Consider the following 25989-nt stretch of genomic DNA (forward strand, 5'->3'; position numbering starts at 1 on the left):
TCTGATTCCCTTATCATAAAGAACGATTGTTCATAATAACAAAATTTATAATGAGAAAAGTAAAATTGTGTCTGACATTTATGTTGGCAGGATTAGTATTGCTAAGCTGCAACAACAAAAAGAATACTACCGAAGAAAATAAAAACGAAACTGCTGCAGTTGAAAAAAGAGAAATCTGGACAAAAGATCAAGCCAATAAATGGTATGCAGAACAGCCTTGGTTAGTAGGTTCAAATTATTATCCTAGCACAGCTATAAACCAATTAGAGATGTGGCAGGAAGATACTTTTGATCCAAAAAGAATTGATCAGGAATTGGGCTGGGCAGAAAATTTAGGCATGAACGTAATGCGTGTTTACCTGCATGATTTATTGCACCAGCAAGATGCAGAAGGATTTTACAAACGCATGGATAAATTTTTAGAAATTGCAGATAAACATCATATTAAAACACTTTTTGTTTTATTTGATTCCTGCTGGGATCCGTTTCCTGCTTTAGGAAAACAACGTGCTCCAAAACCGCACACGCACAACTCAGGCTGGGTGCAGAGTCCGGGGCAAAAAGTATTGCAGGATAAAACACAATATCCTCGTTTAGAGAAATATGTAAAAGAAACCGTTGCTCATTTTAAAGATGACAAACGCATTTTAGGCTGGGATGTTTGGAATGAACCAGATAACATGACAGGTCCATCTTACGAAAAAATCGAAATCAAAAATAAAGTTGATTTAATCCTTCCTCTTTTAAAAAATGTTTTCGTTTGGGCAAGAGAAAGCAATCCGTCACAGCCATTAACTTCTGGAGTTTGGGTTGGAGACTGGAGTGACGAAGCCAAAATGAAACCAATGCACAAAATGCAGATCGAACAATCTGATATTGTTTCTTTCCATAATTATAACACACCACAGGATTTCGAAAAAGTAATCAAACAATTACAGCGTTACGGAAAACCTTTATTGTGTACCGAATATATGGCAAGACCAAACGGAAGCACATTTGAAGGCTTTTTACCAATAGCAAGAAAATACAATGTTGGAATGATCAACTGGGGATTTGTAGATGGAAAAACACAAACGAAATACGCTTGGGACAGCTGGACAAAAACATATACTGCAGAACCAAAAGTATGGTTTCACGAAGTATTACACACAGACGGAACGCCATACATAAAAGCCGAAACAGATTTAATCAAAAAGATGACATCTGAGGCTAATAAGAAGTAGATAATTATTGGCCCACGGATTAAACTGATTAAACAGGTTTCTGCCGATCATTTTAAATTCAATCTAAAAAAAACATCAGCGCAAACCCGTTTAACCCGTAAAAACCCGTGGGCAATAAACTAAACCTTAAAAGCAATGAAAACACATACAATAAAGCAGCTCTTTTTTCTAGCCGTAATTTTGGTTGGATTTTCTGCGAAAGCACAACAGCCAGACCCGCCGGGGCAAGTTAAAGGAAATGAAAAACCAAAAAACGAAGCGTATCTTTTTGCACACATGACGCACAACGATTACGGCAGATTGTACTATTCTGTAAGTTTGGACGGTTTGCATTGGGAAAACCTCAACAACGGAAAACGAGTTTTTGAAGAATACAAAGGACATCCCGATATCTGCAAAGGCCCGGACGGAAAATATTACATCGCAGGAAATACAGGCGATGACGCAAAAAGTATCAATATCTGGGTTTCAGATGATTTAATTACATGGAAAAAACACTCCGATTATACGCCTGATTTAAAAAGCACACCTGATTATTCAAATGCTTTACAGCGAATAGGAGCACCAAAATTATATTACGACAAAGATTCTGAAAAGTTCATCATGACTTGGCACACCCCGCATCTTGAAGGAACAAAAGAAGACGGCGAACGTTATTGGGCAAGTCAGCGAACTTTATATGTTTTATCTAAAGATTTAAAAACTTTTGAAGGAACTCCAAAACGTTTATTCGATTGGGATATGGGAACCATTGATGTTTTCATCCGTAAAGTAGGCGATTCTTATTACGCTGTAATTAAAGATGAAACCTATCCAACTTTGTATTGGACAACTGGAAAAACCATCCGAATTGCAAAATCAAAATCCCTTTTAGGACCTTATTCTTTGCCCCAGCAATCTATCAGTCCAAACTTTAGAGAAGCACCAATGTTAATTCCTTCTCCAGATGATAAAATATGGTACGTGTATTACGAACAATATCCGGGAGTTTCCTATGGATTATCAATTGCAGATAATCTAAACGGACCTTGGTTTCAAGCCTCAGGTTATACTTTTTTCTCTGATTGGGATAAATACAGCTTCCCTGAAAAAGTACGCCACGGCTGCATGATTACAATCTCTAAAAATGAATACGACAGTTTAGTGAAGAAATTTGGAATCACAAAAAAGTTATAAGTTATAAATTATGAGTTATGAGTTGAGGTCGTAAGTTTTTGAATTTTGAGTTAATAAAAAACGGATTATTTAATCGGAAATAAAATAATTAATAACCCAACTCATAACTTCTAACTCAAAACTCATAACTAAAAGAATTGGTTAGTAAAGTTAGTGTTTGAAATTACCAGACTATGTGGATATGGTCTGGTAATTTATTTAGTAAAGAAGAAACAGCAGTAATCGAGGAAATTATTGCGTAAAACGATATAAAATGAATAAGAAAACTACAGTTCTGGTGGCGCTTTTTTTAAGCTGTCTGGTTCATGCACAATGGAAACCGCAAGGCGATAAAATCAAAACAAAATGGGCAGCGCAGGTTGATCCGAACAAAACTTTACCAGAATATCCCCGTCCGATTATGGAGCGTGGCCAATGGAAAAATCTGAATGGATTATGGAATTATTCCATTCAGGAATTTGGCAAAACAGCGCCTTCAAAATATGACGGGCAAATTTTGGTTCCGTTTGCGGCTGAATCGAGTTTGTCTGGCGTAATGAAAGAAGTTGGAGCAAAAAACGAACTTTGGTATGAAACCAATTTTTCAATTGAATCAAATTGGAACGGAAAAAATATTCTGTTGCATTTTGGCGCTGTAGACTGGAAAACAGAAGTTTTTATTAATGACATAAAAGTGGGTTCACATACTGGCGGTTACACACCATTTTCATTTGATATTACACCTTTTATCCAAAAAGGAAAAGCTCAAAAACTGGTTGTAAAAGTTTGGGATCCATCAAACGACGGACCTCAGCCAAGAGGAAAACAAGTCAAAAATCCCGAAGGAATTTGGTACACACCAGTAACCGGAATCTGGCAGACGGTTTGGATTGAACCTGTAAATGGTAAAAACATTTCAGAATTAAAAACAACTCCAAACATTGACCAAAATACAATCAGCATAAAAGCCGATGTAAACGGAGCAGAAAAAGGCGATTTAGTAGAAATTTCTGTTTTTGACGGCGGAAAAGAAATTGCAAAAGAAAAAGCCGTAGTTGGCGAAAGCAATGATATTGTTTTAAATTCTCCAAAATTATGGTCGCCGGAAAATCCGTTTTTATATCAGACAAAAATCCGTTTAATCAGCAAAAATAAAGTTGTTGATGAAGTGAAAAGCTATTTTGCCATGCGAAAAATTTCATCAAAAAGAGATGAAAACGGAATCATGAGAATGCAGTTAAATAATAAAGATTATTTTCAATTTGGGCCTTTAGATCAGGGTTGGTGGCCAGAAGGATTGTATACTGCACCAACTGACGAAGCTTTAAAATACGATATTATTAAAACTAAAGAATTAGGTTTTAATATGATTCGTAAACATGTGAAAGTAGAACCGGAACGCTGGTACACGCATTGCGATCAGTTAGGAATTTTAGTTTGGCAAGATATGCCAAGCGGTGATGAACAACCGATTTGGCAAGATAAAAAGTATTTTGAAGGTACAGAATTACAGCGTACTCCAAAATCACAAGAAATCTACAAAAAAGAATGGAAGGAGATAATGGATCATTTGTATTCCTATCCAAGTATTGTAGTTTGGGTTCCTTTTAATGAAGCCTGGGGGCAATTCAAAACCGTAGAAATTACAGAATGGACTAAAAATCATGATCCAAGTCGTTTAATAAATTCTTCAAGCGGAGGAAATCATTTTCAAACGGGTGATATTTTAGATTTACACAAATATCCAGCTCCGGAATTGTATTTGTATGATGCCAGAAGAGTTACTGTTTTAGGTGAATACGGTGGAATTGGTCTTCCTCTTGAAGGTCATTTATGGAGAGCAAATGACAATTGGGGTTATGTGAAATTTAAAAACGAAGCAGAAGTTACTGCCGAATATGTAAAGTACGCTCAAATCCTTAAAAACTTAATAAAAACAGGATTTTCGGCAGCAGTTTACACGCAGACAACTGATGTTGAAGGCGAAGTAAACGGTTTCATGACCTACGACAGAAAAGTAGATAAAATGGATTTTAAAGCTGTAAATCAAATTAATACTGAAGTTATTAATGCTTTGAATCATTAAATAGTGATTTTTTTAAACACATAGAAACATAGGTTTTTTGTGTTGAAATAAGAGAGTGAAAGAAACTAGTTTCCACACATAGCCTCAAAGTTTGTCATTCCGAGGAACGAGGAATCGCACAAGAGATTCGACAAAGATTGACGATTCTCTATATGGAGTTTCGTGTGCGATTCCTAGTTCCTCGGAATGACAAGATTAAGCAGCAACAGCTATGTTTGTTTAAATAAGTGAAACGCCTTTTTACAGACAAAGCAAAACTATGTCCCTATGTGTTTAAAAAACCACGCCCAATAATAAAAAAACTAAAATGAAAAAATACCTAATTCTTGTTCTGCTCACAACAATGAGTTTTGCCCAGCAAAAAACATTCACAAATCCCATTTTGCCAGCAGGTGCAGACCCTTACAGCACGTATTATAAAGGCTATTATTACTACACCAACACACTTGGAAATAAACTGGTTTTGTGGAAAACAAAAGATTTATCAGACATCAAAAATGCAGAAAGCAAAGTGATTTGGACACCGCCTAAAAACACGAATTATTCAGCAGAAATATGGGCACCTGAATTTCATATTATAAACGGAAAATGGTATTGCTATTTTGCAGCAGACAATGGCGACAACAATAATCACAGAATGTATGTTTTAGAAAATAAATCATCAGATCCGTTTAAAGGAAATTTTGAATTTAAAGGTAAAATTGCTGCCAAAACAGATAAATGGGCGATTGACGGAAATGTCTTCGAACATAAAAAGCAACTCTACATGATTTGGGCTGGCTGGGAAGGCGACACCAACGGACAGCAAAACATCTACATCGCTAAAATGAAAAATCCGCTTGAAATTGATGGCGATCGTGTTATGATTTCAGCACCAACAAACGATTGGGAAACGCACGGTGCATTGCATGATGATGTAAATCCTGCGCAGGTAAATGTAAACGAAGGGCCACAGTTTTTAGAAAGAAATGGTAAAATTTTCATTGTGTTTTCAGCAAGCGGCTGCTGGACAGATTTCTATTCTTTAGGATTATTAACTTTTAATGGCGGAGATAATTTATTAGAGGCATCGGCATGGAAAAAATCTTCTGAACCAATTTTCAAACAATCAGATAAAAATAAAGTTTATGCACCGGGACATAATTCATTTTTCAAATCTCCAGATGGAAAAGAAGACTGGATTTTATATCACGCCAACTCCAATCCGGGTGAAGGCTGCGGAAACAAAAGATCACCAAGAATGCAGAAAATAGATTGGGATGCAAACGGATTTCCGGTTTTAGGAGAACCTGTTAGTGAAGAAACCAAACTGACAATTCCATCAAAATAAAACTATAAAAACTAACCAGAGGATAATATTACTTTTTCCTCGCAATGACATAAAAATGAAAAATATTCAAATCGCTGCGGTTGTTTTACTGGCACTTTTTCAGTTCAATTGCAAAGACAATAAAAAAGAAAATAAAACTTCAACTGAAACTGCCGAAATAAAAACAGATTCAGTTAAAACCGTTTTAGAAACTAAAAATTTTGATACCATAATCGAAGGTAAAAAAGTCAATTTATACTGGATAGAAAACAAAGGAATAAAAGCTGCTTTTACCAATTACGGTGGAAGATTAATCGGACTTTGGGTTAACGATAAAAACGGAAAACCAACCGATGTTGTTGTTGGAATGAACAGTGCAAAAGGCTTTAAAACCTCAACAGAACCTTATTTCGGAGCAACAATCGGAAGAGTTGGAAACCGAATTGGAAAAGGAAAATTTACTTTAGAAGGAAAACAATATCAAGTTCCATTAAATAATGGAAAAAATGCTTTGCACGGTGGTATAAAAGGTTTTCAAGATGTAGTTTGGAATGCCGAAAAAGAAAACGAAAACACTTTGGTTTTTACTTACGTTTCTCCAGATGGAGAACAAGGTTTTCCTGGGAATTTAACTGTAAAAGTAACGTATACGATTACGGATGATAATTCGGTAAAAATGGAATACGAAGCGACAACAGATAAAACAACAATTACCAATTTAACAAACCACGCCTTTTTTAATTTAAACGGAGAAGGAAGCGGCACAATCTTAAATCACGAATTACAAATTTATGCAAATGAATTCACGCCGGTTGATGAAGGTTTGATTCCGAGTGGTGAATTAAAATCAGTAAAAAATACTGTTTTTGATTTTACTTCAAAACATACAATTGGCGAAAGAATCGAAGCGAAAGACGAGCAGTTGAAATTCGGAAAAGGTTACGATCATAATTACGTTTTAAACGGAACCAAGAAAAACGGACTGAATCATGCCGCAACAATTTCCGGAGATAAATCTGGAATTACAATGGATATTTTTACAGAAGAACCTGGATTACAGTTTTACAGCGGTAATTTCATGCAGTCAAAAAACACATTTAAATCTGGTTCAAAAGATGACTTCAGAACAGCTTTTGCTCTAGAAACACAACATTTCCCAGACGCACCAAATCAGCCAAAATTTGCCCCGATTGTTTTGAAAGTGGGAGAAAAATATCATACGGTTTCTTATTATCAGTTTTCTGTGAAATAATAAAATAGTTTTACCGCAAAGAGCGCAAAGAATTACGCAAAGGACGCTAAGAAAAATGAGGAATAACTTTGCGCCCTTCGACTTCGCTCAGGGTGACATAAAATGAGAAAAAAACTTTGTGTCCTTTGCGTAATTCTTTGCGCTCTTTGCGGTTAAAAAACTTAGCGTTAAAACCTAAATCCAATAAAAAATGAAAAAAATACTATCCCTAATAACATCACTTTGTGTTTTCGCAGCCTGCTCGCAGGAAAAAGACAACAACCAATCAAAACCAATAGAAGTAAAACCAGCACCAGCAATTTTACTGGCTGACCCAACTATTTTTTACAATAATGGAACCTATTATTTATACGGAACCACAAGCGGAGATATTCCAAATGGAGAAGGATTTCAGGTTTATACTTCTTCGGATTTAAAAGACTGGAAAGGCCCGGTTGGGGCGCAGAATGGTTTGGCTTTTAAAAAAGGAGATGCTTTTGGAGACAAAGGATTTTGGGCACCGCAGATTCTTTCGTATCAAAATAAATTTTATATGATTTATACGGCGAATGAAAATATAGCAGTTGCCACCAGTGACAGTCCGCTTGGGCCATTTAAAAGCGATTCAAAAGAACCGATTATTAAAACCGGAAATCAAATTGATCCGTTTATTTTTATTGATGAAGATGGAAAGAAATATTTGTATCATGTTCGTTTGACAAATGGAAACCGAATTTTTGTGGCAGAAATAAACGACGATTTTAAAAGCATAAAACAAGAAACTTTAACGGAATGCATTTCGGGAACTATGCTTTGGGAAAATACACAAAACGTAAGCTGGCCGGTTACAGAAGGGCCAACGGTTTTAAAACACAACGGCTTATATTACATGATTTATTCGGCAAATGATTTCAGAAATATAGATTATGCCGTGGGTTACGCCACAAGTAAAAGTCCGCTTGGGCCTTGGGAAAAAGCGGCGGACAGTCCGATAATCAGCAGAAAAAATACTAAACAAAACGGAATTGGCCACGGTGATGTATTTTGGGATAAAAACAATAAAATGCATTATGTCTTGCACACTCATTATAGTGAAAGTGCCGTTTCGCCAAGAAAAGCCGGAATTATTTCAATTGAATTTAAAGATGGAAAAATAGTGGCTGATCCTGCAAGTTTTCAGTTTCTAAAAGTTAATTAGTAATTCAAAAGCCTTCAGAATACTGAAGGCTTTTTTAATCTATTTTTTATTTGAAAATATAAAAAATGAAAACAAGTTCGAAATCAAACCAGCAACCAGCCAGGAACGCATCCAAAAAAATAAAAAAATAGATTTATTAGAGCAGTTAATACTGGCGAGAGTTAAAGTTATAAAAAACGTTGTTGTCAGATTTTGAAGTACTTGAATTAATAATTTCCTATTATAAAACCGGACAATTCTCATTTTAATTCAAATTAATTAGCTGAGGTCCAAATTCTTCATAGAAAATATTTTCCTGATTCACGTTTAAATTAATAAGCGCTTCATATTGTGTTTTGATGAACATTTCAGGCCCGCAGATATAATATCTGGCTTCTTCTAATAAAATAGAATCTTTGCATTTATGAAGATCAACGCGACCGTGAATTACTTCGTTTGAAATTACATTTTCCGGGGTTACAGCATCATAAAAAGTAAAGGTTTCCAAGTGATTTGCTTCTTCTTTTAAGGCTGAAATCTGATCTTTAAAAGCGTGAACAGATTCATTTCTGCAGCCGTGAATCCAGATTGTTTTTTTATTCTGAATCGAATTCAAATTTGTTTCCAGCATGCTTAACATCGGCGTAAGCCCAACTCCGCCGCTTATTAATACTAAAGGATTTTGAGAATCTTTTTCTAAATGAAATAATCCTGCAGGAGAAGAAATCGAAATAACATCGCCTTCAGATTTTGAATGCATTGTATTCGAAACCCATCCGTTTGGATTTGGCGCAATTCCGGTTTCTTTTTTTACAGAAATTCTATAATATTCAGGATTAAAAGTGCTTGACAAACTATATTGTCTTGGCTGTAAAAGATTCAGCTCAGGTACAAAAACCTGAACGCTGATAAACTGTCCGGAATGGAAATCGGCAATTGCTTTTTCATCTTCTGGATAAAGATAGAAGGATTTGATTTCGGCCGATTCTTCAACAATTTTTTTAATAACGAATTTTCTCCAGCCGTTCCAGCTTCCCGGTTTTGAGATATTTTCTTCGTATAAACCTTTTTCAAGATTAATCATAATATCGGCAAGTTCGTAAAAGGCAACCGTCCACGCTTCAAGAATTGGCAATGTGGCAGCTTCTCCAACTACTTCTCCAATAGAAGCGATAAGATGTGTTCCTACGATTTTATATTGTTCCGGCTGAATATTAAGGCTTCGGTGTTTGGTTCCAATTCCTTTTAATACGCCAATTAAAACTGACGGATCTTCTATATTTTCGGCGTAAGCCAAAACAGCATTTGCCAACGCCGATTTTTGTCTTCCGTTTGCCTGATTTCCCATATTAAACATATTTCGCAATTCAGGATGATGCTTAAACATTCTGGCATAAAAATAATTGGTAAGGTCTTCGCCGCTCGCTCGTAAAATTGGAACCGTAGCTTTAATAAGCTCTTTTTGTTGTGGATTCATTTTGAATAATTTGATTAGGATTTAAAATTGAAATTCTAAGAAATAAAAGGCCTTAGAACTTATATTCGCAAATTTAATCCCACAGTATTGCTCCATTTTATGATCCAAATCATAATGGGGTAAGTTTTTTTGTTTCAGGTTTCAATTTGAGACTGAATACAGGTATTCTCATTTTATTTTGTAGAGACGCACAGCAGTGCGTCAACGTCTCGAATATCAAACATTGTGGTTACGTTGCGCAAGACGCACTGCTGTGCGTCTCTACGATATACGTTGTGTTGATTTTTATTTTTTTTTGAATTGCCTCCAGCTTTAGCTGGAGGTAAAAAAGGTTATTAAGAAAGGGCTTTAGCCAAAACTTCAAAGTTTGGCTAAAGCCTTTCATGTTTTCATATTTTAAACCTCCAGCTAAAGCTGGAGGCAATTCATTTTTGTAAAGAATTGAATATTCTCATTTTATTCCGTAGAGACGCACAGCAGTGCGTCTACGTCTCGAATATCAAACATTGTGGTTACGTTGCGCAAGACGCACTGCTGTGCGTCTCTACAATATGCTTTGTGTTGATTTTTATTTTTTTACAATTAATAATCAACAATCAACAATTCAAATCCGTTGTTGGTCGAAATTCTGCATTGCGAAACTTCAATTTATATTACATTTATGTTTACAGATTATTTTAAGTAAATCAGCAATGAAAAATATTTTTCTTTCCATATGTCTTTTTGGTATAATTTCCAGCAGTTTAAGTCAGGAATTAGCGAATGCTCCAAAACCTTTTGGACCGCTTCCTACGCAAAAACAAATCGACTGGCAGGAAATGGAATTTTATGCTTTTGTGCATTTTTCATTAAACACTTTTACCAATAAAGAATGGGGTTACGGCGATGAATCTCCGGAATTATTTAATCCTACTAATTTAGATGTTCGTCAGTGGGCGCGTATCGTGAAAGCGGCGGGAATGAAAGGAATTATTTTGGTTGCGAAACATCACGACGGATTTTGTTTATGGCCTTCAGCATATACGGAACGTTCTGTGAAAAATTCTCCGTGGAAAAATGGAAAAGGCGATTTGATTAAAGAACTGGCAGCAGCCTGTAAAGAATACAATTTAAAATTAGGATTATATCTTTCGCCTTGGGACAGAAACCGCGCCGATTATGGCAAACCAGAATATGTAACCTATTTCAGAAATCAGCTGAAAGAATTATTGACCAATTACGGAGATGTTTTTGAAATGTGGTTTGACGGCGCAAACGGCGGAGACGGTTATTATGGCGGAGCCAATGAAACCCGAAAAATCAATACGCTTGAATATTACAATTGGGATGAAACCTATAAATTAATTTACAAAACGGCACCTAAAACTCTGGTTTGGGGAGTTGGTCCATCTGAAGCGAGATGGATTGGAAATGAAGATGGACGTGCCGGAAAAACAAACTGGTCGCTTTTACGTCAAAAAGATGAATTAGCGGGGAAAGTGCATTATACCGAATTTATGTCGGGACATGAAGATGGAGAAAAATGGGTTCCGGGCGAAGCCGATGTTTCAATAAGACCGGGATGGTTTTATCATTCGGTTGAAGATGATAAAGTGCGTCCGATGGATGAAATGGTTGATATTTATTATGAATCAGTTGGGCGAAATGCAACTTTATTATTAAATCTTCCGGTTGATAAAAGAGGTTTGGTTCACGAAAACGATGAAGCTAGATTAAAAGAATTGGTTGCAACCATAAAAGCTGATTTTAAAACGGAATTATTATCCAAAACAAAAATTACGGCTGATAATGTTAGAGGAAATAGTTTAGAATTTTCTGCAAAAAATGTTTCTGACGGAAATAAAAATACCTATTGGGCAACAGATGATAATGTAAAAACTGCCTCGATAACTTTTGAATTTGAAAAAGCTACAGACATAAACCGAATTTTACTTCAGGAATATATTGCGCTTGGACAACGTGTAAAAGCTTTTAATGTTGAAGCAAAAGTTGATGGAAACTGGAAAACGGTTGCAAACGAAACTACGATTGGTTACAAACGAATTTTAAGAATCGACAGAGTTAAAGCATCGGCATTAAGAATCAATATTACAGACTCAAAGGCCAATATTGTTATTTCAAATATTCAGGCTTACAACGCGCCGACTTTTGTGCGCATGCCGGAAATTCAGCGTGATAAAAATGGCGATGTAACGATAAAATCTGAAGATGGAAATCCAGTTTATTATTCGCTTGACGGAAAAAATCCAACGAAAAAAAGTACTTTATATAAAGGAGTATTTCGGGTTAATAAAGCGGTTACTATAAAAGCCGTTGCTATTGATGCTGCAGAAAATATAAGCAGTGCTGTAAAAACGGCAAAATATGGTGCATCAAAAGAAAACTGGAAAATAGTTTCGGCTTCAAGCGGGGATTTAAAATCAGCTGATCGAATTATCGACGGAAATCCAAATACAGATTGGAGTTTTGGTAATGATCAAAATAAACTTCCGCAGGAAATAACCATCGATATGGGAAGCCTTTTAAACATAAACGGTTTTACTTATGTACCGCAGCAAGTGGGTAATAATCTTAATTTAATCTCCAATTACGAATTCTACACAAGTATCGATAATATAAACTGGACATTGCAGTCTGAGGGTGAATTTTCGAATATTAAACACAATCCAATTGAGCAGGTTAAGACTTTCAAAAAAGCTAAAGCCAGATATATTCGTTTTGTTGCTAAGTCAGCGGTAGGGAAGGGTTCAACAGTTTCTATTGCAGAAATAAACGCGATTGAAACTTTATAATTGCATTTTAATTTGTAATCTTTTTGCTTAAAGTTTCCAATTTTGTTTTTTAGCGAAGCTTACAGGTTATTAGTCGAAATTTTGATTATTTACATTATGTAATATTTAATTTTATACTAAATAATTACAACAACAGGCAAATGATTAAAGAAAGTATAAATTTCAAAGAGGCTGGAAAGTTCGAAGAAACGCGTTTTGAAAAGATACACAATGTAATTTTCGATTCGTCTAAAGAAGCTTCGATTTTAGTTGCTCAGGAAATCGCCAATATAATTCAAAGAAAAGAAGAGCTAAACGAACCTTGTGTTTTAGGTTTGGCAACTGGATCTTCACCTATAAAAGTATACGAGGAATTAGTTCGTCTTCATAAAGAAGAAGGTTTAAGTTTTGAAAATGTAGTGACTTTCAATTTGGATGAGTATTATCCAATGGATAAAAAAGATATTCAGAGTTACTGGTATTTCATGCACGAGCATCTTTTTAATCATGTTAATATTCTGCCTCAAAATATCAATATTCCTGACGGAAGTATCAGCAATGAAGACCTTCAGCAATATTGCATCGATTATGAAATGAAGATCAAAGCTTACGGCGGATTGGATTTTCAGCTTCTTGGAATTGGAAGAACGGGGCATATCGGTTTCAATGAGCCGGGATCTCACGTAAATTCTGGAACCAGAAGCATTACATTGGATCACTTAACGCGTGTTGATGCGGCATCATCATTTTTAGGAATTGATAATGTACCTAAAAAAGCAATTACAATGGGAATTGGTACAGTAAAAAATGCCAAAAGAATTGTACTTCTTGGATGGGGAATCAGCAAAGCAGAAATTATAAAGAAAACAATCGAAGGTGAAATTTCATCTCGGGTTCCGGCGACGTATTTACAACAGCACAACAACACAACTTTTGTTTTAGATACCGAAGCTTCATCAGAATTAACGAGAGTAAAAACGCCTTGGTTGGTAAAATCAGTAATCTGGACAGACGAATTGAAATTGAAAGCGGTGGCTTGGTTAAGCGAATTGACCAAAAAACCTTTCTTAAAACTGACTGACAAAGATTATAATGATAACGGAATGTCAAGTGTTTTAAGCGAAGAAGGAACTGCATACAATTTGAATATTAAAATGTTCAACAAAATGCAGCAGACTATTACGGGCTGGCCGGGTGGAAAACCAAATGCTGATGACACGTACAGACCAGAACGCGCCACTCCGGAAAGAAAAAGAATTATCATTTTTAGTCCGCATCCTGATGATGATGTTATCTCAATGGGAGGAACTTTTGACAGATTGGTAGAGCAGGGACATGATGTTCATATTGCTTACCAGACTTCTGGAAATATTGCGGTTTCGAATCAGGAAGCGTTGAAATTTGCAGAAATTACAAAAGCATTAAATACTGATTCTGCTGAAGCGGAAAAGATTATTGACTTTTTGAAAAACAAAAAAAGTAATGATATCGATTCATTAGAAGTTAGAAAATTAAAAGGATTGATTAGAAGAAGTGAATCTTTGGCAGCAACAAGATATTTAGGTTTGCCGGATTCTAATGTAAATTTCCTTGATCTTCCTTTTTATGAAACGGGAACGGTAAAGAAAAATAATCTTGGTGAAGCGGATATCGAAATTATGTGCGATATCATTGAAAGAATAAAACCGCATCAAATTTACGCAGCAGGAGATTTAGCAGATCCGCACGGAACGCACAAAGTTTGTCTGGACAGTTTGTTTGAAGCTTTGAAACGTTTGAAACATAAAAGTTACATGGATGACTGCTGGGTTTGGTTGTACCGAGGTGCGTGGCACGAATGGGAAACGTACCAAATTGAAATGGCGGTTCCAATGAGTCCGGATCAGGTGTTGAAAAAACGTCACGCAATTTTCTATCACCAGTCTCAAAAAGATGGTGTAATGTTCCAGGGTGATGACAGCAGAGAATTCTGGATTAGAGCAGAAGACAGAAACAGATTAACAGCAGAAAAATATCACGCTTTAGGTTTAGCAGATTATTCTGCAATTGAAGCTTTCAAGAGATATTTCTTCTAAGAAAATATTTAAAATAAAATAGACTATTTCATGTGGTTTATTTGGTTAGTTACCAAGTTTTGAAATGCAGCCGTGGTTGGCTGCATTTTTTTTGTTTTTATACGTTGCGTATTTTTTTACCGCAAAGAGCGCTAAGGTTTACGCAATCCCGATAGCTATCGGGAGCAAAGTTTTTTTTCTCAGCTTTATCATTAAGAGAAGCTGAAGGACACAAAGCTGTTCGTCATTTTTTGTCACCCTGAGCGAAGTCGAAGGGCGCAAAGTTTTTCCTCATTTTTTGTCATCCCGACGAAGGAGGGATCGCACTAGAAACTCTACAAAGTTTTTCCTCAATAAATATTCAACACAATCTTGTCATTTCGAGGAACGAGAAATCTTCGTAAGTAGCTCCACAAAGATTGGCGATTCTCGTTGTCGAATTTCTAGTGCGATTTCTCGTTCCTCGAAATGACAAACCTCAACTAAACAAAAAACCTTTGTCAAAGTTTCAAACTTTGACAAAGGTCTCGTTATATAAAAAGGTCTTCGACTTCGCTCAGACTGACAATCGTATTAAATCGAAGAATTCAAAATTCTTTGCTTCACATGATCAATATACGATCTTCCAATCACATATCTCAATCCTTCAATTTCAATACTGTTTCCTTCAACGGCGTCAATTTTGTCGATTGCGATCGTGTACGAGCGGTGAATTCTCAGGAAGTTTTTTTCCGGCAGTAAATCCGTAAAGTCAGATAAAGTGCTGTGAATGATATATTTTCCCGTTAAGGTGTTTATTTTTAAGTAATCTTTTAAGCTTTCGATAACCAAAATCTCATTGAAGAAAATCTTCTTCATTCTTTTTTTGTCAATTTTTACGAAAATAAAAGGGCTGTCTGTGGTATTTTCTTGTGGAGAATTGGTTTTATTTTCGAGCCTTTTGCTGATTTTATTCAGCGTTTTCATTAATCTCGGAAATTCGATTGGTTTTACCAGATAATCTAAAACGTCCAGTTCGTAAGTTTCAATTGCAAACTGGCTGTAAGCACTTGTAATAACTAATAATGGTGGGTTTTCAAGACTTTTTATAAAATTAATTCCGTCAAGAACAGGCATATTGATGTCAAGAAAAATAACATCAACTCTATTATTTTTCAGAAAATTTAAGCCCTCAATTGGATTGCTAAAAGTATCTATTACCTCAAAATTCTCAATCGGCTCTAAATAGTTTTTTATAACATTGATTGCCAATGGCTCATCGTCAATAATCAAACATTTTATCTTCATTTCTATAATCTTATGTTATTTGAGCGAAATAATCTAGCAGGTAAACTTATATACGAGGAAAAGCTGCATTTAGGTTACTTTAATCACAAGCTTCACGACAAAAATATTCTTTTTATTTTTAAATGAAAGCTTATAGTCATTTTTATTATATCCTAATTCCAGTCTTTTTTTGACATTTTCGATACCTATACCACTTGACTTGTTAAAATTATCCTGATGTTGCGTAATTTCTGGCGTTGGGTTCGAAATCGTAAAATGCAGAAAATCTCCTTTTACTTTAAAATCAATATTAATCCTGACTTTTCCTGTGTTTTTGTTTACACCGTGTTTAAATGCGTTTTCAACAAAAGTCAGTAAAATCACCGGAGAAATCTCTTTATCGTGAATATCTCCCGAAACTTCCATGTTCACTTCAAGACGTTCGTCGTTTCTGATTCTTTCTAAATCCAGATAATTCTGAATACATAAAATCTCATTTTCTAAACTTTGCTTTTTACCACTTGTATCATAAAGCATATAACGCATTAATTCTGAAAGTTTTAAAACAATCTTTGGCGTTTTATTCGATTTTTCTACAGATAAAGAATAGATATTATTTAAAGTATTGAAGAAAAAATGCGGAGAGATCTGTGATTTCAAAAAAAGCAATTCTGTTTCCAGCTGTGATTTCTCTAAATCGGTTACTCTTTTTTGCTCCTTTAAAAAGTCCAAAGTGATTTTGATTGCCGTAACAAAAGTAATTACGTACAATTCTCCCATCATCATATCAATGGTATAATTAAGAGTCAGCTTATCAATTGTCTGCGGACCTTCCGGCCAAACATTGTGTGTGATTAACAAATAGGTAAGATTAAATTTCACCAATACCATAAGGAAGATGGCAGACAAAACCGCAAGAACATAAAGCACATACTTTTTTCTGTAAACCAGATACGGCATAAAAATCAGAATATTCAAATAACACAACGTCATGTGAATAGGGAAACCCAGCAAATTGGTTTTTAGCGAATACAAATAGTCATTAAAATAACTTCCCCATCGAAAAGTATTAAATAAGAAATAAGTCAGCCAAAAAACCACATGATAATACAAAGGTACGCGGTATAATTTGTTAGAATTGAAATTCATAATATGAGTATGTTTTGTGACTTTTTTTGATGTTTATCTAAGTTTATGTGTTGTCCGTCTAAATAAGTTTTAATAAAAAGTCGGTTTGTTTAAATTTAAAGTTAAATTAAGGTTGTTTTATATGAAGAAAATTCTCGTGCCGGCTTTATTTGCAATTTTGGCTACAAGTTGTAAAATAAATGTAAACAAAAATAATAAACAGGAAAATATTTTTGTAAACCATGTTGATCCTTTTATAGGAACAGGTGGACACGGTCATACGTACCCTGGAGCTACGGTTCCTTTTGGGATGTTACAAGTAAGTCCGGATAACGGAATCTCAAGCTGGGACTGGTGTTCGGGTTATCATTATTCAGATTCTATCGTTTCTGGTTTCAGTCATTTACATTTAAGCGGAACAGGAATTGGCGATTTGGCGGACATTTTATTTATGCCGACAAATAAAAAAGTCGATTTAACATTAAAAACAACTTCACGCGATCAATTACCTTATAAATCAATTTACAGTCATGTTAACGAAAAAGCAGCACCGGGCTCTTACCAAGTTTTTCTTAAAGATCCTAAAATCAATGTAGAATTAACTTCTTCACAAAGAACAGCGTATCATAAATATACGTTTGCCAAAAACGACAAACAATCTGTAATTGTCGATTTAGGATTTGCCATAAATTGGGACAAAGCCTTAAAAACCGGAATTACAATTGAAGACGAATATACTATAAGCGGTTACAGATATAGTAAAGGCTGGGCAGCAAATCAAAAAGTATTTTTTGTAGCAAAGTTTTCAAAACCTATTACAGAATCAATTTTATCTGCTGATAAACAAATTGTTACCGGTAAAAAAGCAGACGCAGAAAATACATCGGCACAATTATTTTTTGACCCGAAAAACTCACAGGAACTATTTATAAAAGTCGCTTTATCATCTGTAAGTGTGGCTAATGCCAAAGATAATCTGGACAGAGAAAAAGCAAATTTCGACAATACAAAATCAGAAGCCGCTTCGATTTGGAATAACGCATTAAGTAAAATTAAAGTTGAAACACCAGTAGATTCGTTAAAAACGATTTTTTATACTGCGATGTATCACGCACAAGTTGCCCCTGTAACCTATAGTGATAAAAACGGTCAATTTAGAAAAGAGGATGATCAAATTGTTACAGCAAAAGATTATACCGCTTATTCGACCTTATCACTATGGGATACTTTTAGAGCCGAAAATCCTTTATTGACTTTATTGGCTCCAGACAAAACTTCAGATATTGTAAACTCAATGTTAGCATATTACGATACCAAAAAAATATTACCAGTTTGGACTTTATACGCCAATGAAACCAATACAATGACTGGATATCACTCGATTCCTGTAATTGTCGATGCCTATTTAAAAGGTATAAAAGGTTTTGATGCCGAAAAAGCATTTCAAGCCATGAAAACTACCATGATGCAGGACGAACGCGGTTTAAACTTCTACAAAAAATACGGTTATATCCCTTATAATTTATTAGACGAATCGGTTACAATTACTTTAGAGTATGCTTACGACGATTGGTGTGTAGCGCAAATGGCAAAAGCTTTAGGTAAAAATGCTGATTACGAATTTTTCTTAAAACGTTCTCAGGCCTATCAATATTTATTTGATCCGAAAACAGGATTCATGAGAGGAAAATCGGATGACGGGAAATCATGGAACGAACCTTTCGACCCAAAACATTCGAACCACAGAGAACATACGGATTATACCGAAGGAAATGCCTGGCAGCACAGTTGGTTTGTACCGCAAAATGTCGATAACTTAATTTCGATTCACGGTGGAAATGAAACTTTTACCAAACGCTTAGAGCAGTTATTTACAGAAAGTTCTGAAATTACAGGAAACAATGTTTCGGCAGATATTTCGGGATTAATTGGGCAATACGCACACGGAAACGAGCCAAGTCACCACATTGCGTATATGTTCAATCACGCAGGTCAGCCTTGGAGAACGCAATATTGGGTACGCCATATTTTAGATACGCAATACAATACAACACCAAACGGATTAAGCGGTAACGAGGACTGCGGGCAAATGTCGGCTTGGTATGTTTTCAGTTCAATGGGATTATACCCAATGAATCCGGCTTCGGGAGAATATGAAATTGGAAGTCCGATTTTCGAGAAAGCAACCATCAATCTTGAAGGCGGAAAAACTTTTGTAATTGAAGCTCAAAATGTTTCAGACAAAAATTTTTACATTCAGTCGGCTACTTTAAACGGAGTCGAATTCAATCAAACAGCAATCACACATCAACAGATTTTAAAAGGCGGGGTTTTACATTTTGTAATGGGACCTCAGCCAAATAAAAACTGGGGAACAAAAAAATAAAACAAAAAACGTAACTAACCTACTAACAAATATATTTAATGGATATTATTGACGTATCGATAATCGTAGCTTACATTCTGCTCTCAGTGAGTATCGGAATTTGGATTTCAAGAAAAGCAAAACAGGGATTGGATGATTATTTTCTTGGCGGAAAAACAATCAAATGGTATTTTTTAGGTCTAAGTAACGGATCTGGAATGTTTGATGTTTCCGGAACTTCCTGGATGATTGGAGTACTTTTTCTATACGGAGTAAAAAGTTTCATGTTCATGTGGCTTTGGCCAATATGGAACCAGATTTTCGTAATGATGTTCCTTGCAGTCTGGATTAGAAGATCAAAAGTAATGACAGGTTCTGAGTGGATTTTAACCCGTTTTGGAAGCGACAGAGCCGGAAAAGCATCACATATTATTGTGGCTATTTTTGCCATTATTTCTACAATTGGTTTTATCGCTTATTTCTTTGAAGGAATCGGAAAATTTGTAACCATTATTCTTCCGTGGGATTTAACGCTTCATTATGGTGATTTAATTTTGTTGACTTCAGAGCGTTCTTACGCGTTAATCATCATCTTTTTAACTACCATTTATACCGTTAAAGGTGGAATGTTTTCTGTAGTTGCGACAGAAGTTGTACAATATTTAATAATGATTGTAGCGGGAGTTTTAATTGCCGGATACGCTTTTGTTAATTATACTGATATTCAGATAAATTCGGTTATTACCGAAGAATGGAAAAATGTTTTCTTCGGATGGCAGTTTGAAACCCAATGGAGTGATAAATTCCAAACGTTCAATAATTTAATTGATTCTGAAGGTTACAAAATGTTTGGTGCTTTCATCGGAATGACGTTATTCAAAGGTTTCTTTGCAAGTGTCGCAGGACCAACACCGAGTTACGATTTACAACGTGTTCTTTCAACTAAATCTGTAAAAGAAGCAGCTTATATGAGCGGTTTCACGAACTTAATTTTATTCATTCCGAGATACTTATTAATCACAGGAATCGTGGTAATTGCATTGGTAAACTTAGCACCAGAATTAAATGCCAACACAGGATTAACCGGAGCCGATTTAGAATTATTAATGCCAAAAGTGGTCAATTTATATATCCCGGTTGGAATTAAAGGAATCCTTTTAGCAGGTTTATTAGCCGCTTTTATGTCGGGATTCTCAGCTTTCGTAAATGCAGGGCCAGCATATATTGTAAATGATATTTATAAAAAATACTTTAAACCAGTTGCTACAAATGCACATTACATTAAAGTAAGTCAGATTTCTTCTTTCCTTGTAGTTGGTTTAGGAGTTTTCATGGGATTCTTCGCAGACTCGATCAATTCCTTAACTCTTTGGATTACAAGTGCTTTATACGGAGGTTACGTTGCAGCAAATTTCCTAAAATGGATTTGGTGGCGTTTTAATGGCTGGGGTTATTTCTGGGGAATGTTCGCCGGATTAATTGTAGCTTCTTTACAATTTGCTTTAGGTCAGGCTAAAGGAAGTTTAACCGAAGGATCATTTTTATATGATTTAGCACAAGTACAAGCGATTTACTTGTTCCCAATAATATTTGGTTTCTCTATTTTAGGATGTATTTTAGGAACGTTTTTAAGCAAACCAACAGATATGGAAGTTTTAAAATCGTTCTATGCAAACGTAAGACCTTGGGGATTCTGGGGTCCGGTTTATAAAGTATTAAAGTCAGAAGATTTTACTTTCGAAAAAAACAATGATTTCTGGAGAGATATGATGAATTGTGCGATTGGAATTATTTGGCAGTCCAGTATGATTTTGCTTCCGATATTCTTTATTATCAGAGATTATCCAAAAGCAATTACAGCTTTGATTGTGTTTTTAGTAACGACGACGATATTGAAGTTTACGTGGTTGGATAAGGTTAGAAAAATTGAAGATTAAGATACAAGATTAAAGATACAAGAGCTTAGACAAAGCTTAAAGATACAGTTTGTAATTCCGAGGAACGAGGAATCTTCACGAGAAACTCTACAAAGATTGGCGAATTTCTAGGCGGAGTTACTAACGAAGATCCTTCCTTCGTCAGGATGACAAAAGTGAGAGAATAAAAAAACAAACAATAAAAAAACAAAAAAAATGAGCAGTATTCCTTGGCAAGACAGACCCGAAAACAGTAACGATGTAATGTGGAGATATTCTGAAAATCCAATTATCGACAGATATGCAATACCATCATCAAACAGTATTTTTAATAGTGCTGTAGTTCCTTTTGGAGACGGTTATGCGGGAGTTTTCAGATGTGATAACAAAGCGGTTCAAATGAATATTTTTGCCGGCTTTAGTAAAAACGGAATCGATTGGGACATTAACCACGAACCAATCGTAATGCAGTCTGGTAATACAGACATGATCGAATCTGCTTATAAATACGATCCGCGTGTGGTTTTCATCGAAGACCGTTACTGGATTACATGGTGTAATGGTTACAATGGGCCAACAATTGGTATTGGATATACTTTTGACTTTAAAGAGTTTTTTCAATGTGAAAATGCCTTTTTACCGTTCAACAGAAATGGGGTTTTATTTCCTCAAAAAATAAACGGAAAATACGCCATGTTAAGCCGTCCAAGTGATAACGGACATACGCCTTTTGGAGATATCTGGATCAGCTACAGCCCTGATATGAAATATTGGGGAGAACATAGATTGGTAATGAAACCAAGTCCTTTTGAACAAAGCGCTTGGCAGTGTACGAAAGTTGGAGCAGGGCCAATTCCTATTTTAACTAATGAAGGCTGGCTGATGATCTACCACGGCGTTATCAATACCTGCAACGGTTTCCGTTATGCAATGGGTTCAGCACTTTTAGATGTTGATTCACCAGACAAAGTAAAATACAGAACACAGCCATATTTATTAGGCCCGGCAGAGATTTATGAAATGGTAGGAGATGTACCAAATGTAGTTTTCCCATGTGCCGCTTTACACGATACAGAAGAAGATAAATTAGCCGTTTACTATGGTGCAGCAGATACCGCAGTAGCCATTGCATTTGGTAAATTAAGTGAAGTAATTCAGTTTACAAAAGATAACAGTTTATAGAAAAAGCATGCGTTTAAAAATTCAATGGTTAACAGTTGTTTTAGTTTCTTTTTCGGTTGTGGGTTTTTCTCAATCGAAGAAAAATACCATTATTCCTAAAACATACGTTGCTTCAAAAACAACAAGTCCAATTACAATTGACGGAGATGAATCTGATGCTTCATGGAGCAAAGCAGATTGGACTGATCTTTTTGAAGATATAGAAAACGGCATTAAACCCAAGTATGCAACAAAAGTCAAAATGCTGTGGGACGAAACCAATTTTTATATTTTAGCAAAGATGGAGGAACCGCACGTTTGGGCCAATTTAAAGCAACGTGACACCATTATTTTTTACAACAATGATTTCGAAGTTTTTATAGATCCCGACAGCGACACTTTTAACTATTACGAATTAGAAATAAACGCCTTGAACACTGCTTGGGATCTATTTTTATCAAAACCTTATAGAGAAAATGATCTCGTAGTTTTAAACGACTGGAATATTCCAGGTTTAAAATCGGCAGTTAAAGTTCAGGGAACGCTTAATAATCCAACTGATATTGATCAAGGCTGGACATTAGAAATGGCGATTCCGTGGGCATCTTACAAAACCTCTTTTTTCGATCAAAACGTACCTGTAGATAAATTTTGGAGAGTTAATTTTTCAAGAGTAAACTGGCAGCATTCTCTTGTTGACGGTAAATACGAACGCAAAAAAGACGCCGACGGAAAATTTTTGCCAGAATATAACTGGGTTTGGTCGCCAATGGGTGTCATTAATATGCATGAACCTGAAAAATGGGGCTATGTTTATTTTTCTTCAAAAGAAGGAAAAGATACCTTTACAATTCCGCAGGACGAAAAAGTAAAATGGGAACTTTACAATTTGTACAGAGCCCAAAAAGAATATTTTAAAAAGAATAAAGTTTGGGCAAAATCACTGGCGAATCTTACAAAAGAAAACATCAGTGTTGATAATAAAATTTTAAAACCTATCTTAGAAAATCATTCCAGCGGATATAATATTTCAGTAAAAAGCCCTTTTTCGAATCAAACATTTGTGATAAAAGAGGACGGAAAAATAATAGCAAAATAAACCACAAAACCACTATGAAACTACCAAAACTATTACTTTTTTTACTGGCATTCAGCATTTTTTCGTGTGCCAAAAAAGAAGAAACCACCTCATTTAAATTTGCTGTCTGGACAACCGCAGACGCCAAAAAATCAGACGCAGATTACACCAAAGAATTCAAAAAATACAAAGACGGCGGTATCGACGAAGTATTAATCAATACAACAACAGATCAAAAACTTTTAAAAAGATTAGTGCCGCTTGCTACAAAAGAAGGCCTAAAAGTTCACGCTTGGATTATGGCGATGAACCGTCCAAATGATTCAGTTGCGTTACAACATCCGGATTGGTATCAGGTAAGTAAAGAAGGAAAATCTTGTTTCGACAATCGTCCGTATGTTGATTATTACCAATGGTTATGTCCAACCAGAAAAGAATCAAGAGAACACGTTTTGCATTTAGTGGAAGAATTAGCAAAAGTAGACGGAATCGAAAGTGTTCACTTAGATTATATTCGTTTCCCGGACATCTTTTTGCCAATCAGCTTATTGCCAAAATACAACTTGGTTCAGGATGTAGAATTACCTCAATTCGATTTTTGTTATTGTGACGAATGTGTAAAAGCATTCGAAAAAATCCATCATAAAAATCCAAAAGAAAGCCACAACACATCTATCGATATGGAGTGGAAAAACTTCCGTTTAAATGCGATAAAAGCCGTTGTTGACGATGCTTATAAAATTGCACACAAACACAATAAACAATTAACTGCAGCCGTATTTCCTTATCCTGAAATGGCAGATCACATGGTGCGTCAGCGTTGGGACAAATGGAATATCGACGAAGTATATCCAATGATTTACCACAGTTTTTACAATGAAGAAATTGACTGGGTTGGTTATGCTACCAAACAAGGTGTTGCCGATTTAGAAGATAAGAAAACGAAAATCAATACAGGAATTTATATTCCGGGATTGAAAAATGATAAAGAGCTAAAACAAGCTATTTTAGAAGCAAAAGAAAATGGAGCAGTTGGAGTTTCATTTTTCGACGGAAATGCATTGTCTGAAAGTAATTTAAAGACAATCAAAGAAACAAAAGCAAGTTTAAAGTAATATTTTTAAACACATAGAAACATATATTGATAATTCAACTTTGTCAAAGTTTTAAACTTTGACAAAGTTCAGGCGATAAAGCTATGTTTGTTAATGCAAGTGAAACGCCTTTATGCGGTTTCAAAAACTATGTTCCTATGTGTTTAAATAAAACTAAAAGTAAAAAAGCATGTCAAATAGAAGAGACTTTATCAAAAAAGCAGCTTTAGGCGCAGCAGCCGTAAGTTCTGTAGGCTTTAGCGGATTTGCAAAAGAGAAAAAAAATGAAAAAGAAGGCGCATTAGAATTTCCTTCAAAAAAAGTAAAAAAGCCAGTTGTAATTTCAACTTGGAATCACGGTTTACCTGCTAATAAAGAAACCTGGGAACAATTAAAAGCCGGAAAACCAGCTTTAGATGCCATTGAGGCAGGAATGAAAATTCCCGAAGCAGATCCAAATGTACGAAGCGTAGGTTACGGAGGATATCCGGATCGCGAAGGAAAAGTAACCCTTGATGCCTGTATTATGGATCACAACAGCAATTGCGGTTCGGTTTGTTTTTTACAAGGAATTATGCATCCAATTTCTGTAGCAAAAAGAGTATTGCAAAATACACCACACGTAATGCTTGCCGGACAAGGCGCATTGCAATTTGCATTATCAGAAGGATTTAAAGAAGAAAATTTACTAACTCCGGAATCTGAAAAAGACTGGAAAAAATGGCTGGAAGATTCAAAATACAAGCCAGTTATTAATATAGAAAATCACGATACCATAAGCATGCTAATGTTAGATCAAGATGGCAATCTTTCGGGAGGGTGTACCACCAGTGGTGCTGCCTGGAAGATGCATGGCCGCGTCGGTGACTCCCCAATAATCGGCGCGGGTCTTTTTCTGGATAACGAAGTAGGAGCTGCAGCGGCAACCGGTTTGGGCGAAGCTGTAATTAGAACCGCAGGAAGTGCCATGGTTGTCGAATTAATGCGTCAGGGAAAATCGCCTTATGATGCCTGTAAAGAAATCACAGAACGTATTTACAACAAACACAAAAACCACAAAGACATGGAATATCTGCAAGTTGGTTTTATTGCTTTAAATAAAAACGGAGAACATGCAGGTTACAGTTTAAGATCTGGTTTTAATTATGCTGTTTCCGATGATGAAAAGGGGCATAGAATGGAAGATGCGAAATTTAAAATGTCGTGGGATAAATAAACGCAATTTTGTCATTGAATTTTGATAAAGTTTGACCACAATCTTGTCATTTCGAGGAACGAGAAATCTTCGCAAGTAGCTCTACAAAGATTGACGAGTTACTATGAGGAGTTTCTTGCGAAGATTTACTTCGTCAGTTCGCTATCGCTCGGGTCTCCTCCGTCGAAATGACAAAAATTGAGAAAAACTCAATTGAGAATAAAAATTTTAAACACATAGTTACATAGATTCTTCTCTCACAATCTATCCCGATAACAATCGGGGCTATGTGTTCAAACAAAA

The 25989-nt window shown here is 35.6% G+C and carries 17 protein-coding genes; 14 read left to right on the forward strand and 3 right to left on the reverse strand.

Translation table 11 applies throughout. From position 1 onward, the window contains the following. Positions 1-50 precede the first annotated feature (50 nt). From J2Y38_RS23720 to J2Y38_RS23745, 6 genes are all read left to right on the forward strand, one after another. Positions 51-1223 carry a cellulase family glycosylhydrolase gene (locus J2Y38_RS23720; RefSeq protein ID WP_309847667.1) on the forward strand — a complete coding sequence of 391 codons (1173 nt, stop codon included), beginning with the start codon at positions 51-53 and terminating at the stop codon, positions 1221-1223. Positions 1224-1358: 135 nt separating this feature from the next. Continuing rightward, positions 1359-2399 (forward strand): glycoside hydrolase family 43 protein, encoded by a 1041-nt coding sequence (locus J2Y38_RS23725; RefSeq protein ID WP_309847671.1) that lies wholly within the window; start codon positions 1359-1361, stop codon positions 2397-2399. Between the two features lie 253 nt (positions 2400-2652). Further along, positions 2653-4464, forward strand: a complete 1812-nt coding sequence (locus J2Y38_RS23730; protein ID WP_309847673.1) for a sugar-binding domain-containing protein — start codon at positions 2653-2655, stop codon at positions 4462-4464. Positions 4465-4771: 307 nt separating this feature from the next. Then, complete coding sequence (locus J2Y38_RS23735) at positions 4772-5794, forward strand: glycoside hydrolase family 43 protein (RefSeq protein ID WP_309847674.1); 1023 nt, start codon at positions 4772-4774, stop codon at positions 5792-5794. Between the two features lie 55 nt (positions 5795-5849). After that, positions 5850-7025: an aldose epimerase family protein gene (locus J2Y38_RS23740; RefSeq protein WP_309847677.1), complete on the forward strand. Its 1176-nt coding sequence runs from the start codon at positions 5850-5852 to the stop codon at positions 7023-7025. A gap of 190 nt (positions 7026-7215) precedes the next feature. After that, entirely contained in the window at positions 7216-8202 is a 987-nt protein-coding gene (locus J2Y38_RS23745) for a glycoside hydrolase family 43 protein (protein ID WP_309847679.1), read from the forward strand. 244 nt (positions 8203-8446) lie between these two features. On the opposite strand, the gene hmpA is transcribed toward J2Y38_RS23745, so the two are convergent. Continuing rightward, positions 8447-9658 (reverse strand): NO-inducible flavohemoprotein, encoded by a 1212-nt coding sequence (gene hmpA / locus J2Y38_RS23750; protein WP_309847681.1) that lies wholly within the window; start codon positions 9656-9658, stop codon positions 8447-8449. Positions 9659-10350: 692 nt separating this feature from the next. Here hmpA and J2Y38_RS23755 point away from each other — a divergent pair. Next, positions 10351-12450, forward strand: a complete 2100-nt coding sequence (locus tag J2Y38_RS23755) for an alpha-L-fucosidase (protein ID WP_309847684.1) — start codon at positions 10351-10353, stop codon at positions 12448-12450. A gap of 140 nt (positions 12451-12590) precedes the next feature. Further along, positions 12591-14504, forward strand: a complete 1914-nt coding sequence (gene nagB, locus J2Y38_RS23760; RefSeq protein ID WP_309847686.1) for a glucosamine-6-phosphate deaminase — start codon at positions 12591-12593, stop codon at positions 14502-14504. A gap of 552 nt (positions 14505-15056) precedes the next feature. On the opposite strand, the gene J2Y38_RS23765 is transcribed toward nagB, so the two are convergent. Together J2Y38_RS23765 and J2Y38_RS23770 are read right to left on the reverse strand one after the other, a co-directional pair. Then, the gene (locus J2Y38_RS23765) at positions 15057-15770 is read right to left on the reverse strand and encodes a LytTR family DNA-binding domain-containing protein (RefSeq protein WP_073486976.1); all 714 of its coding nucleotides are present in this window, start codon (positions 15768-15770) and stop codon (positions 15057-15059) included. Positions 15771-15839: 69 nt separating this feature from the next. Further along, a complete protein-coding gene (locus J2Y38_RS23770) occupies positions 15840-16898 on the reverse strand; it encodes a sensor histidine kinase (RefSeq protein ID WP_053471174.1) in 1059 nt (352 codons plus the stop codon). Positions 16899-17019: 121 nt separating this feature from the next. On the opposite strand from J2Y38_RS23770, the gene J2Y38_RS23775 reads away from it, so the two are divergent. From J2Y38_RS23775 to J2Y38_RS23800, 6 genes are all read left to right on the forward strand, one after another. Beyond that, a complete protein-coding gene (locus tag J2Y38_RS23775) occupies positions 17020-19263 on the forward strand; it encodes a GH92 family glycosyl hydrolase (protein ID WP_309847690.1) in 2244 nt (747 codons plus the stop codon). Between the two features lie 38 nt (positions 19264-19301). Beyond that, complete coding sequence (locus J2Y38_RS23780) at positions 19302-21179, forward strand: sodium:solute symporter family protein (protein ID WP_309847692.1); 1878 nt, start codon at positions 19302-19304, stop codon at positions 21177-21179. Between the two features lie 195 nt (positions 21180-21374). Beyond that, positions 21375-22340 carry a glycoside hydrolase family 130 protein gene (locus J2Y38_RS23785; protein WP_056203439.1) on the forward strand — a complete coding sequence of 322 codons (966 nt, stop codon included), beginning with the start codon at positions 21375-21377 and terminating at the stop codon, positions 22338-22340. Positions 22341-22347: 7 nt separating this feature from the next. Next, positions 22348-23418 (forward strand): carbohydrate-binding family 9-like protein, encoded by a 1071-nt coding sequence (locus J2Y38_RS23790; protein ID WP_309847695.1) that lies wholly within the window; start codon positions 22348-22350, stop codon positions 23416-23418. Positions 23419-23432: 14 nt separating this feature from the next. Then, a complete protein-coding gene (locus J2Y38_RS23795) occupies positions 23433-24512 on the forward strand; it encodes a putative glycoside hydrolase (protein WP_309847698.1) in 1080 nt (359 codons plus the stop codon). Between the two features lie 169 nt (positions 24513-24681). Next, on the forward strand, positions 24682-25707 hold the full coding sequence (locus J2Y38_RS23800) for a N(4)-(beta-N-acetylglucosaminyl)-L-asparaginase (RefSeq protein ID WP_309847700.1): 1026 nt from the start codon (positions 24682-24684) through the stop codon (positions 25705-25707). The last annotated feature ends 282 nt before the right edge of the window (positions 25708-25989 follow it).

This window comes from Flavobacterium sp. 2755, assembly GCF_031455715.1.
Taxonomy (GTDB): Bacteria; Bacteroidota; Bacteroidia; order Flavobacteriales; family Flavobacteriaceae; genus Flavobacterium.

Coding starts and splice junctions, on each gene's coding strand:
- hmpA (WP_309847681.1), bottom strand. CDS start 9,658: ATGAATCCACAACAAAAAGAGCTTATTAAAGCTACGGTTCCAATTTTA.
- J2Y38_RS23745 (WP_309847679.1), top strand. CDS start 7,216: ATGAAAAAAATACTATCCCTAATAACATCACTTTGTGTTTTCGCAGCC.
- J2Y38_RS23730 (WP_309847673.1), top strand. CDS start 2,653: ATGAATAAGAAAACTACAGTTCTGGTGGCGCTTTTTTTAAGCTGTCTG.
- J2Y38_RS23755 (WP_309847684.1), top strand. CDS start 10,351: ATGAAAAATATTTTTCTTTCCATATGTCTTTTTGGTATAATTTCCAGC.
- J2Y38_RS23795 (WP_309847698.1), top strand. CDS start 23,433: ATGAAACTACCAAAACTATTACTTTTTTTACTGGCATTCAGCATTTTT.
- J2Y38_RS23765 (WP_073486976.1), bottom strand. CDS start 15,770: ATGAAGATAAAATGTTTGATTATTGACGATGAGCCATTGGCAATCAAT.
- J2Y38_RS23800 (WP_309847700.1), top strand. CDS start 24,682: ATGTCAAATAGAAGAGACTTTATCAAAAAAGCAGCTTTAGGCGCAGCA.
- J2Y38_RS23720 (WP_309847667.1), top strand. CDS start 51: ATGAGAAAAGTAAAATTGTGTCTGACATTTATGTTGGCAGGATTAGTA.
- J2Y38_RS23775 (WP_309847690.1), top strand. CDS start 17,020: ATGAAGAAAATTCTCGTGCCGGCTTTATTTGCAATTTTGGCTACAAGT.
- J2Y38_RS23790 (WP_309847695.1), top strand. CDS start 22,348: ATGCGTTTAAAAATTCAATGGTTAACAGTTGTTTTAGTTTCTTTTTCG.
- J2Y38_RS23740 (WP_309847677.1), top strand. CDS start 5,850: ATGAAAAATATTCAAATCGCTGCGGTTGTTTTACTGGCACTTTTTCAG.
- nagB (WP_309847686.1), top strand. CDS start 12,591: ATGATTAAAGAAAGTATAAATTTCAAAGAGGCTGGAAAGTTCGAAGAA.
- J2Y38_RS23735 (WP_309847674.1), top strand. CDS start 4,772: ATGAAAAAATACCTAATTCTTGTTCTGCTCACAACAATGAGTTTTGCC.
- J2Y38_RS23725 (WP_309847671.1), top strand. CDS start 1,359: ATGAAAACACATACAATAAAGCAGCTCTTTTTTCTAGCCGTAATTTTG.
- J2Y38_RS23770 (WP_053471174.1), bottom strand. CDS start 16,898: ATGAATTTCAATTCTAACAAATTATACCGCGTACCTTTGTATTATCAT.
- J2Y38_RS23785 (WP_056203439.1), top strand. CDS start 21,375: ATGAGCAGTATTCCTTGGCAAGACAGACCCGAAAACAGTAACGATGTA.
- J2Y38_RS23780 (WP_309847692.1), top strand. CDS start 19,302: ATGGATATTATTGACGTATCGATAATCGTAGCTTACATTCTGCTCTCA.